Raw genomic sequence first — 11,418 nt, 5'->3', positions numbered from 1 at the left:
AGATGTGTATAATAGACAGCACCTAGACGCCATCGATCGCACGCCCATCTACGACCTCGCCCCCTACTTCAAGGAGATGGGCCCTCAAGGTGAGATCCACCAGCCCACCTGGCCCACCGAGATGCTGAGGGACTACTGGTCTGCTAGCGCACCAATTCGCTGATCACTTGAGCCCCTACCCCCTGTCTGACTCCGCCAAGCTGACCGTAGCCACGGCGGTCAGCTCGCAGGGGATGCATTCACAGTCCCGACAAGGAAGTCCATATCAGCACTGGACTGGAGTAGTTGAGAGGCTCTACCCCCGCGCCACAGCGGCGTTTGGGAACCAAGGTCGCCAGCACGCCCCCGTTGTCGCCGCCCTGCACTATGCTCCGCAACGTGATTACCGGTGAGCTGCGCAGCAAGATCGACAGACTGTGGGACGCGTTCTGGTCCGGTGGCATCTCCAACCCACTGGAGGTCATCGAACAGATCACCTACCTGATGTTCATCAAGCGGCTGGACGGCATCCAGACCAGCAAGGAACGCAAGGCCAACCTCACCGGCAACCCGGTCGAGAGCCCGGTCTATGCGGTTGACGAGGAACACCTGCGCTGGTCAGTGTTCACCGAGAAGCAGCCGGACCAGATGTACAAGACCGTTGCCGAGGGGGTGTTTCCGTGGTTGCGGGCACTCGGCGGTGAGAAGTCCACCTACTCCCACCATATGAAGGACGCCCGGTTCACCATCCCCACGGCGAACCTGCTCACCAAGGCCGTCGACATCCTGGAGCAACTACCCCTTGGACAGGGTGACGTCAAAGGCGATCTGTACGAGTACATGCTCAGCAAGATCGCAACGGCCGGACAGAACGGCCAGTTCCGTACCCCTCGGCACATCATCCAGCTCATGGTCGAGATGACGAACCCAAGCCCGGGAGACGAGATCTGCGACCCGGCCTGCGGCACCGCCGGCTTCCTGGTGGCCGCCGCCGAGTACGTCCAGCGGGAGCACTCCGAGGCCCTACTGGAACGCCACCAGCAACGGCATTTCCACAACAGCATGTTCCATGGTTTCGACTTCGACTCCACCATGCTGCGAATCGCCAGCATGAACATGCTGCTACATGAGGTGGAACAGCCCGACATCCGCTATCGTGACTCCCTCGCTCAGAATGTGGCCGACGAGACCGAGCGATACTCCCTGATCCTGGCCAATCCGCCGTTTGCGGGCAGTCTCGACTACGAGGCCACCGCGGAGGATCTGCTGCGGGTCGTCAAGACTAAGAAGACCGAACTGCTGTTCCTCGCCCTGTTCCTGCGACTACTCAAGCCGGGCGGGCGAGCCGCCGTCATCGTCCCCGACGGCGTGCTGTTCAGCTCCACCAAGGCGCATATGGGACTGCGTAAGATGCTGGTCGAGGACCATAAGCTCGACGCGATCGTCAAGCTCCCGTCCGGAGTGTTCAAGCCGTACGCGGGCGTCTCCACCGCCATTGTCTTCTTTACCAAGACCAACGCGGGCGGCACCAACCACGTCTGGTTCTACGACGTCACCGCCGACGGATACAGCCTCGACGATAAGCGAACTCCGCTACTACCTGAGGAAAAACAGGGGCCACGCCCTATTGTGCCCCTGAGCGAGCCCGACCACGAGATGAACAATCTTCCTGACGCCCTCGCCCGCTGGTCCCGCCGCGACGGCACCGAGCGAGAACGCCCTCGCACCGCCCAAAGCTTCACCGTCCCCAAGGCCGATATCGTCGCCCAGAACTATGATCTCAGCCTCAACCGCTACAAGGAAATCCTCCGAGAAGAGGTTGAACATCGCCCTCCCCTTGACGTCATCGCCGACCTCGAGTCCCTGGAATCAGAAATCCAGTCTGCCCTATCCGCCTTGAAGGCATGGGTAAATTAATGTCCATAGAAACACGCATGCTCGGCGAGCTTATCACACCAGCGCCAGTCGTCCGTGCAGGCAGCACATCGTATCCGATTCTCTCCATGACAATGCACCACGGCCTGGTTGCGCAAGAGGAAAAATTCAAAAAGCGCGTGGCAAGTAGGGATACCTCGCCGTATAAGGTTGCAAAGCAGGGTCAACTAGTCGTTGGCTTTCCGATCGATGAAGCCGTGCTCTCCTTTCAAAATATCGCCCCCGCCGGAATCGTTAGCCCCGCTTACGAAATTTGGGATCTCAAGAACCCGCAGATTGAACGTAAGTACCTTGAGAGATATCTAAGATCGCCAAGTGCGATCACGTACTACAAGTCAAAACTGCGAAGTACCACCGCACGGCGCCGAAGCATCCCTAGAGGCGATTTCCTTAAGCTTCCGGTCCCGTTTCCTCATATTACAGTGCAGCGACGAATCGTGCAGATTTTGGATCAAGTAGATGAGCTGCGAGCGAAGCGGCGGCGGGCCATCGCTCTCCTCGACGAATTCCACGAGTCGATATTTATAGACCTGCTCGGCGACCCAGCTTCTAACCCAAAAGGCTGGCAGGTTGTTTCTATGGGGGAAATTGCAATCATACAAGGAGGGCTACAAGTATCGAGTAAGCGGAAATCGCTACCGATCGAGGTTCCCTATCTGCGGGTAGCCAATGCGTATCGCAATCATCTTGACCTATCCATCATTAAGACGATGCGGGTCACGGAACGAGAGCTAGAGCGAGCAGCCTTGGCGGCTGGAGATCTACTTATCGTCGAAGGGCATGGAAACGCCGAGGAGATTGGACGCGCCGCGTTGTGGGACGGATCAATTTCGCCTTGCGTTCACCAAAACCATCTCATCCGAGCACGCTTGGGCCCCCAAGCCATTCCTGCATATGTACTTTCCTTGCTTAATTCAGCAGGAGGAAGGCTTCATCTACAGCGCTCCGCCAGCACAACTTCGGGCCTAAATACAATCAGTACATCAGATGTGCGGGCAGCACCTATCATGCTCCCTCCGCTTGAAAGCCAGGCCGAGTACGTAGAGCGCGTAGTTCAGGTCGACCAAGCCCGCGCTAGCATGCGGAGCGACCTGAATGTGCTCGATGAGCTCTTCAGTTCTCTGGAAGCTAAGGCATTCCGCGGAGAGCTGTGAGAGGATTGTCTCGTCTGTCGTTACTTGCGGGCTGGGGCGGTTTTCGTGAGCAATTTCGAGTTCTTGAAGGCGGAGTGGCCTGATCTGTACGGCGAGGCGCGGCGGGCGGAGCGGTTGGCGATCGCCGACCCCCGCACATCGTGCTTCTACGCTCGCCGTACCATCGAGCTCGCGCTCAACTGGCTTTACAAGGTCGACGCCACACTCAAGGAGCCCTATCAGCGCGATCTAAGCGCGATGCTCAACGAGCCTACGCTGGTCAATCAGGCTGGTCCAGCGTTGCGGGCGAAGATGGACCTGATTCGCAGGCAGGGCAACCTGGCGGTGCACTCAGCCAGGCAGGTACACAGCCGCGACGCGACGCGAACCGTTGCCGAGTTGTTCCATGTGATGTACTGGCTGGCCCGCAACTACGCTCAGCACGAGGCCGACGTCCCGCCGTCCACGCTCGCGTTCGAAGCCTCGCTGATCCCGGTGCCCGAACCCGCCTCCGTTCGCCAGAAGAAGCAGGCCGAGCTTCAAGCTATGGCCGCCCGCTACACCGAGCAGCAGAAGGAGCTGGCCAGGGAACGCCGGCGCAGCCAGGACCTCGACGCCGAAGTACAGCGCCTACGGGAGCAGATCAAGGGAGCCAAGCTAGCCAACTCCCGGCGGCATGACACCCATGACTACAACGAAGCCGAGACCCGCGCCCATATTATTGACCTGCTGCTACACGAAGCCGGATGGCCACTGGACAGGGACGAGGATCGGGAATACCCAGTGGAGGGCTTGCCCACCCGGTCCGGCAAGGGCAAGGTTGACTACGTCCTCTGGGACGACGATGGCAGACCCCTCGGACTGGTGGAAGCCAAGGCCACCACGCGTTCGCCTATGGAGGGGCAGGAGCAGGCCAGGCAGTACGCTACCGCGCTTGAACACAAGTTCGGCAGACGTCCAGTTATCTTCTACACAAACGGTTACCAGACCTGGATCTGGGATGACGGCAACAAGTACCCACCTCGACCGATCCAGGGTTTCTACACCAAGGACGAACTGCGCTCATTGATCGCTCGGCGCGCCTCCCGGCAAGCACTCAGCAGCACTCCGATCAACGAGGAAATCGTCGAGCGCTACTATCAGAGCCGCGCCATTCGCCGAATCGGAGAGCGCTTCGACCGGGACAAGCAGCGCCAAGCCCTCCTGGTCATGGCGACCGGTTCGGGTAAGACACGGACCGCCATCGCGTTGGTAGACGTGTTACAGAAGGCGGGCTGGATCAAGCGGGTGCTGTTCCTGGCCGACCGGAAGGAGCTGGTGACGCAGGCGACCAACGCCTTCAAGCAACACCTTCCAGGCACGCCTGTGGTCAATCTGCTGACTGACAGAGACGACAGCGCCCGGGTGTATGTCTCGACGTACCCGACCATGCTCAACCTGATCAACAACCTGTCCGACATCGGCGAACGCAGGTTCGGGCCAGGCTACTTCGACCTGGTGATCGTGGATGAGGCGCACCGGTCGATCTTCAACAAGTACAAGGCGATCTTCAAGTACTTCGACGCGTTGCTGGTCGGCTTGACCGCCACCCCCAAGAACGAGATCGACCACAACACCTACCGGGTCTTCAACCTGGAGGAGGGCAACCCGACCGACGCCTATGACCTGGAGGAGGCCAAGGAGGACGGCTACCTGGTCGGCCCGTTCAGCGTCAACGTGCCGCTGAGGTTCCCGCAGCGCGGCGTCCGCTACGACGACCTGTCGGAGGAGGAGAAGGAACGCTGGGACGAACTCGACTGGGACGAGGAGGATGGCGTCCCCGCTGAGGTTTCCGCCGACGAGGTCAACCGGTTCCTGTTCAACGAGGACACCATCGACAAGATGCTCCAGACCGTCATGACTTACGGCTACCACGTCGAGGGTGGTGACCGGCTCGGCAAGACGATTGTGTTCGCGCGCAACCAGCGGCACGCGGAGTTCATCGTCAGACGGTTCGACCAGCTCTACCCCGAGCATGGTGGCGAGTTCGCCCGCGTGATCAGCCACCGAACACGCGGCGCGGAGCAACTAATCGACCAGTTCCGGCGGGGAGACTCCGCCCTGCGCATGGCCGTCTCGGTGGACATGCTCGACACCGGCATCGACATCCCCGAGGTCGCAAACCTCGTCCTGGCCAAGGCCGTACGCTCCAAGACCAAGTTCTGGCAGATGATCGGCCGGGGCACCCGCCTGTGCAAGGACCTGTTCGGCCCTGGGCGGGACAAGCAGCAGTTCCTCGTGTTCGACCTGGCCCGCAATGTGGAGTACTTCAACGCCGACGTCCCCGAGACCCAGGGACGTACACAGAAGCCGCTGAGCGAGCGTGTGTTCGCCCAGCGTGCCGACCTCCTGCACGCCCTAGACCAGGGGGACCCGCCTGCGGAAAAGGATGCCGCCGTACGCGACGATGTGGCCACACGCCTACGGGGCGAGGTGGCTGGGATGAACCGCAATAACATCGAGGTAAGGCGGCACCTGCGCGAGGTTGACACCTTCCTCGACCCAGACACCTGGAAACAGATCACCGCCGAGAAGCGCGACGATCTCAAGGAGAAGCTGGCCGGCCTGCCCTCGTCCTATAAGGATGACGACGACACCAGCGAGGAGGCCAAGCGGTTCGACCTGCTGTCGCTACGGCTGCAACTCGGGCTGCTCAACGGCGATCCCGGCTACGACACGCTGCGGCGTCAAGTGCAAGGAATCGCTGAGGATCTACTCGACCCAACGACCCTTAACAATCCCGTCGTCGCCCGGCATATCGACCTCATCACCGACGTCGCGGGTGAGGACTGGTGGCAGGACGTCACTCTGGCGATGCTGGAGACGATGCGCCGCACCATACGCCGCCTGGTCCGGCTTATCCCCACAAAGCACCGCGCCGTCGTCTACACCGACTTTGAGGACGAACTCGGCGATCTCACCCACGCTGAGCTCAAGGGCCTGGAGATCGGCACCGACCGTACCAAGTTCGAGCGGAAAGTCCGCACGTACCTGCGCAGCCACGCCGACAATCTCGTCGTCCAGAAGCTCCTGCGCGGCCGGCAGATTACTAGCTCCGACCTCGACGAACTGAAGAACGTCTTCCTCGACCTAGACTTCGGCACGGAGAGCGACATCGACGAGATCGCCGAGCAGCACGACGGCTTTGGTCTGTTTCTGCGCTCCATCACCGGTCTGAGCCGTGAGGCCGCAATTCATGCCTTCGACGACTTCCAGAAAGGCCGCACCCTCTCCGCTGTCGAGTACAACTTCATCGAGCTCATCATCGACTCCCTCGCCAAAAACGGCTACCTGGAGGCTGGAGACCTCTACGAACCGCCCTTCAAGCGTTACGGCGATCCCGACGTTGTCTTCCACAAGCCGTCCGACGTCGAGGTCATCGCTAACATCCTTAAGTCAGTGAAAGAGACCGCAATCCCGGCAGAGGCCGCGGCAAGCTGAGGATCGCAATATGCTACTCCCTGTAAAATAAGTAGTGGCCGTAAGTACGCTGGCCGTACGGTCAGGACGGCTACGCTTACTCAAGGAATGCCGTCAGCTGTGTAGGGACCCAGAATCCTGTACTCCCGCAACTTATACGAGGTATACCGCTGTCTGCGGACGTCGATGGGGGCAGCACTGCACCTACGAGTCTCTGCAACTCTAGCCCAGATCTTACTTTACGACATGATGAAATAGATGACTGACTACCACTTTCCACAGGTACCGGAAATCGAGACCGCCTACCGGACCGCATACCGTGCGCTACGAGACATAATTTCCCCTAATTCTTTTGTCAGGGAAGACAAGCTCCCCGTAACCGAAGTCGTCTCGGAATTTCGCTCCCTGATACAGGAAGCCGAATTGACTGTCGCCGCAGAAATTGGCCCGCGTATTTCTTGGGAGGCGCAACCTCTCGGCGATGATTGGGACCTGGTCGTGTCGGGCATTGACCTAGACACAGCTACCATTCGCTTCAGCACCGCCGTGCTCGGGCAGAATGCGTTCGATACCCCGGGCAACTGGGAGGAGAGTGCGCTCGGCCGAGCTGCACTAGTCTACAGGCGCGCCTGCGGGTGGGATTTCGCGCCAGGAGCGCATGGCATCTGGCTGGTAATGTTGGCCCCGGTATCGGCTTTGGAAGTGAAGAGTGGCTTGTGGCATTACACTGGCAACCTCACAGGATTCATGATCCTATACGACCGCAGTCGCGAAGGCGTGTACGACTCTGTGGGGCATATTTGGACAGCAGTGGCCTGGCAGCGAAAAGGAATAGCGCGACGCCTCCTTACTGAAGCCCGGTCACGATTCCAGGTCAAGGAGATTGAGGAGCCCTACACCGCAGACGGCGCCGCGTTCCTCGGAGCCTGCGCTAATGACCTCCTCTGATCATAACATTTTATCTTTCCTCACTTCGGCCGAAAGTCGCACTGCGCGAGCAACATGACATCCCATGTGACCCTGTAGTCTCTTTGGTCAAGCGAACAGGCCAGATTGCGAGCAAATGTTCTAACGACTGACCAACTTTGCACTCTACAGATCCCCTAACGAGTGCCACACTGGAGATCAATCAAATCTCGTCAATACAGGAGGCTTGTGACAAGAATGATATTCAACGGCGATAGAAGGTCCACCGAATCGTAGACTTACGCTGCAATCCGGCACCAATTACTTGCTGATCGATAGACTCTCGTAACAGCAGCCGGGGATCTCGACGTTGAGCTTAGGTCAAGACGCAGCTGTGGAGCCCAGACTCAATACGCAGACGCCTTGCAGCGGCTGATTGGCGCCGATCTGTCCTGTGGTCTAAGGGCCACCAAATATCCGTCAGACGCCAGTCCCCACTTGCACTGGTAAGAGAATCAAGTGACGCGAATGCGGTAAACGACGTTAGGGATCGTGGTGGGGCATGTGCGTCCGGTGGGGCTCAGTCCTCGGACACCAACCAATTCCCAATGGGAGCTATCGGTCGGCGGAGGATTCGCCCAGACCCGCACCCTGCGATTGGCCGGGTTGTACACCGCACGTACCCCGGCGCGGCGGTAGATCTCGTTCTTCTTGTCCGCGGGCGCCTCGCGCAGGGTTTGCACCATATCCCCGAGGTTCTCTATCGTGCGGGCGATCTGATCCCTTGTGACCGCCGGTTTGGACTTGGGCCGGGCCGCAAGAGCCGCAGCCCGGTCCGCCTGCGTCTGAGTGATCCACTGCGAGATCACCAGCGGGTCTCCCCCGGCGTCCAGCGCGGCGCGGTACTGGCTCAGCTTGCGATCACACTCGGCGATCCGCCGCTTGGCCTCCTCCTGTGCCACAGCCCCCGGATTCCCCCCATCGGCAGCGGCCAAAAGCACGTCGATGGTGTGCTGCAGCCGCTGGGGCGAGAACTCCAGCGCCAGCCAGTGATCCAGACCGGGCACGATCGCATCCTCACGGACGCAGACGTTGCGCGGATGCTCGACCTTGTTGGCGATCGCGTACTGCTGCGGGAACCGGCACCGGTAGTAGGGGGCCTTGTTGGCCCAGTGGCCTTCCATCCGGCGCTCGCACACGTGGCAGAACACACACCCGCGCAGTACGTAGTCGTGCCGGGCCCGATGCGGCTTGTGCGAGGTCGGGCCACGGCCGCGGCCCGCCATGATGTCCCGCGCCCGGTGGAAGGTCTCGATGTCGATCAACGGCTCATGCACCGGCCGCTCCGACCAGATCCAGGCGTCCTTGTCGTTCCAGCGCATCTTGGCCGTGTGGCCGAGCGCCACGTCATCGACATCGAGCAGGACCTCATCGGTGCGCTGCCGGTTCCATACCTGATACCCGGTGTAGCGGGGGTTGAGCAGGATCGCCCGGACCGCGAACTTCGACCAGGCGATCCCGCACCGGTGCGGGTTACGCCGCCGATCATTGGCGGCCGGAGACGAGATCCCCTCTTTGGTCAGATTCTCGGCGATCGCGGCCAGCCCATGCCCGGCGATGTACTCGGCGAAGATCCGTTTCACCACCTCGGAGGTCACCGGGTCCGGCGCCAGGCCGGACAGGCGTTTGCCGTCGTTGGCCTTGGCCGGGTTCGGATGCGGACCCAGATCCACCAAGTGGTAGCCGTAGGGCGGGCGTCCGCCTAGGTAACGGCCCTCGATGCGGGTCTGGGCCTCCATGGCGGTGCGGACCCGGATCTTGATCCGGTTGCGCTCGGCCTTGCTCATCCCGCCGAACACGCTCATCACCAGGTCGTGGGCTTCGTTGTTCGGATCGATCGGCCCACCGACCTCGGGCACCCACAGCGGCACGCCGAAGTGGTTGAACACCGGGAAGGTCAGCCCGAACTGGTTGTCGTAGAACGCGCGGTGCGGCTCCCCGATCACCACCGCGTCGAAGCCCCGGTCGGGACGGCGTAGCGCTTCAAGAAGCGCTGCGGCCTGCGGTCGGCGTTTCCACGGCAGGGCGCGGGTGTGGCTGATGTCGAAGTATTCGGCGACGATCACCCCGCCCCGCGGCTCGACCAGGGTCTTGGCACGCGTGAGCTGCCAGGCCCGGGAGGATTCCGGATCTTGCTGGTCTTCGGTGGAGACCCGGCCGTAGAAGCCGAACCTCGTTGTCATGTCCTTCTCTGCCATGTCCCTCCTTCTCCTCTCTTATGCGCAGGGGTCTTATGCGTAGGGGCGGCCGTAGCGCCGCTGATGGGCGTCGATCAGCAGATCCAGCAGGGCCCGCGCCGCTTCCGGGCTCAGGGCAAGCGGCTCATCAGGCAGTTCGACCTCGACCGTTCCACCCACCGTAGGCATAGGCCGTGCAGGGGACGGCCCCGAACTCCCATTGAATACGGTCATCGGCCGCCCCCGGCCGTCCGGATCTCCCACACCGCGCTCCTGCTAGGACGACCGGGGAGGAGACGGAACCCGGCCGCGTGAAGAGCGGAAGCCGCCCCGCCGGGACGGATGAGCCGCGTATCGGCGATCAGCCGCCGATAACCCCGCCCACGTGCCGCCAGCCACACAGCGTCCAGCAGCACCGCAGCGGCGCCAGGGGTGCTGTCAGTTTCCAGGCACGCGATCTCGGCGGTGTGGCCGTCATCCTGCCGCCAGGAGACGGGGCTGCCGGCGAACACGACCCCGGTCAGCGTCCCCCGCCCGGTCTCGACGCCAAGGACGATCTCGGCATCGGCAGGCGCGGCCAGGCTGTGGTGAATCCAGGCGGCGAATGCACGGGCCGTCTGAATCCGCACCCGCCTGACATGCAAGTGCCGGTGTTCTGTTGTGGTCAGCCTGCGGAAGGCGGTATTCGAGTCATTTCGATGCTCCATTGCTGTGGTCGGGACACGCTGATTTCCGGATGCGCGCCACCCGGGCCTGCGAGTGCGGGCCGGGCGGCGTGTGACCAGGCAAGCAGACGACTCAGAACTAGCTCAGAGCCCGCCCAAGAAGTTGCTCAGAAGGTGCTCAGAACCTCGGCGCCGACGCAGAAGCACCTGCCCAGATACTCAGAACCCGGCCAGACGCCGGAAAGTTCTGAGGAATTCCTGACCGGCTTCCCGGCATTCTTCTGAGCCGTTTCTGAAGCGGTGTGCATAACGGTTGACGAACCCCAGCGCATTCGTCTTCGACCGGAGCACCGCCATGAACACCCACCACGCGAACCGCCACACCGAATCGCCCCTGGACACCGCCGAGACCTCGTTCCGCCTGCTCACCACCCACCCCGGCGGGCTGGTCCTGGACTGCACCCACATCCCCGGCCTGCCACGCGGCCCGGTCGGGCTACGCGACCTGCGGCTCCTGCTCGCCGGCCGTGGGGTCACCGATGAGGCCCGTGATGCGGTGTGGCGGGAGCTGACCGCCCGCGCCCGCAGCTCAGGGACGGGGTCGGCGTGGACCGTCGCCGTCGTGGGCATGGCGATGCCCGCCCTGCGCCGGATCGCCCTCGCCCTTACCCGGGATCTGCCGTGCGGTGACCCGGTGGACATCGACATCGCGATCATGGCCGGTTACCTGCGGGCCCTGCACCGGCTGGATGCCCGCCTGCCGGATGTCCGCGGCCGGTTGTGCGCGGCGGCCCGGCACGCAGGTACCCACGCCCGCCGCCACCTCACCACAACCGCCCAGCGGCGACCAGGCCACGACGCGCCGCCGGGGCGGCCTTGGTACCACCCCGACCTCGTCTTGATCGACGCCGTCACCAGCGGCGTACTGAGCGAGTCCGACGCCGACCTCATCGCCCTCACCCACCTGGCCGACATCCCTCTTCGCAGTGCCGATCACACTGCCGCAGAGAGCCCTGGCCGCCTCTCTGCCCGCGGGCAACGCCCTCGGCACGGCATGCCATGCCCCTCCACCCCACCCCCTTCCGCTTCCGCGCGGAACCAGGC

At 62.1% G+C, this 11,418-nt stretch carries 7 protein-coding genes; 5 read left to right on the top strand and 2 right to left on the bottom strand.

All coding sequences use genetic code 11. The features are described 5' to 3' along the window. The first annotated feature begins 378 nt into the window (after positions 1-378). The 4 genes from C1I98_RS26600 (at position 379) to C1I98_RS40690 (ending at position 7,454) form a co-directional block, all read left to right on the top strand. On the top strand, positions 379-1,896 hold the full coding sequence (locus C1I98_RS26600) for a type I restriction-modification system subunit M (RefSeq protein ID WP_111170164.1): 1,518 nt from the start codon (positions 379-381) through the stop codon (positions 1,894-1,896). Beyond that, positions 1,884-3,068, top strand: coding sequence for a restriction endonuclease subunit S (locus C1I98_RS26595; protein ID WP_111170162.1), 1,185 nt, complete (start codon positions 1,884-1,886; stop codon positions 3,066-3,068). Before C1I98_RS26600 ends, C1I98_RS26595 begins: the two co-directional genes overlap by 13 nt. A gap of 45 nt (positions 3,069-3,113) precedes the next feature. Further along, positions 3,114-6,527 (top strand): DEAD/DEAH box helicase family protein, encoded by a 3,414-nt coding sequence (locus tag C1I98_RS26590; RefSeq protein ID WP_111170161.1) that lies wholly within the window; start codon positions 3,114-3,116, stop codon positions 6,525-6,527. 237 nt (positions 6,528-6,764) lie between these two features. Continuing rightward, positions 6,765-7,454: a GNAT family protein gene (locus C1I98_RS40690; RefSeq protein ID WP_146607648.1), complete on the top strand. Its 690-nt coding sequence runs from the start codon at positions 6,765-6,767 to the stop codon at positions 7,452-7,454. Between the two features lie 473 nt (positions 7,455-7,927). Here C1I98_RS40690 and C1I98_RS26585 read toward each other — a convergent pair whose 3' ends face one another. Together C1I98_RS26585 and C1I98_RS26580 are read right to left on the bottom strand one after the other, a co-directional pair. Next, positions 7,928-9,670 (bottom strand): recombinase family protein, encoded by a 1,743-nt coding sequence (locus C1I98_RS26585; protein WP_199537232.1) that lies wholly within the window; start codon positions 9,668-9,670, stop codon positions 7,928-7,930. 209 nt (positions 9,671-9,879) lie between these two features. Then, positions 9,880-10,278, bottom strand: coding sequence for an XF1762 family protein (locus C1I98_RS26580; protein WP_111170160.1), 399 nt, complete (start codon positions 10,276-10,278; stop codon positions 9,880-9,882). 391 nt (positions 10,279-10,669) lie between these two features. Here C1I98_RS26580 and C1I98_RS26575 point away from each other — a divergent pair. Beyond that, the coding region (locus C1I98_RS26575; protein ID WP_111170159.1) for a hypothetical protein at positions 10,670-11,418 on the top strand (749 nt) is incomplete at its 3' end.

Source organism: Spongiactinospora gelatinilytica (assembly GCF_003236385.1).
Lineage (GTDB): Bacteria > Actinomycetota > Actinomycetes > Streptosporangiales > Streptosporangiaceae > Spongiactinospora > Spongiactinospora gelatinilytica.
This window is presented reverse-complemented; position numbering and strand designations above follow the sequence as displayed.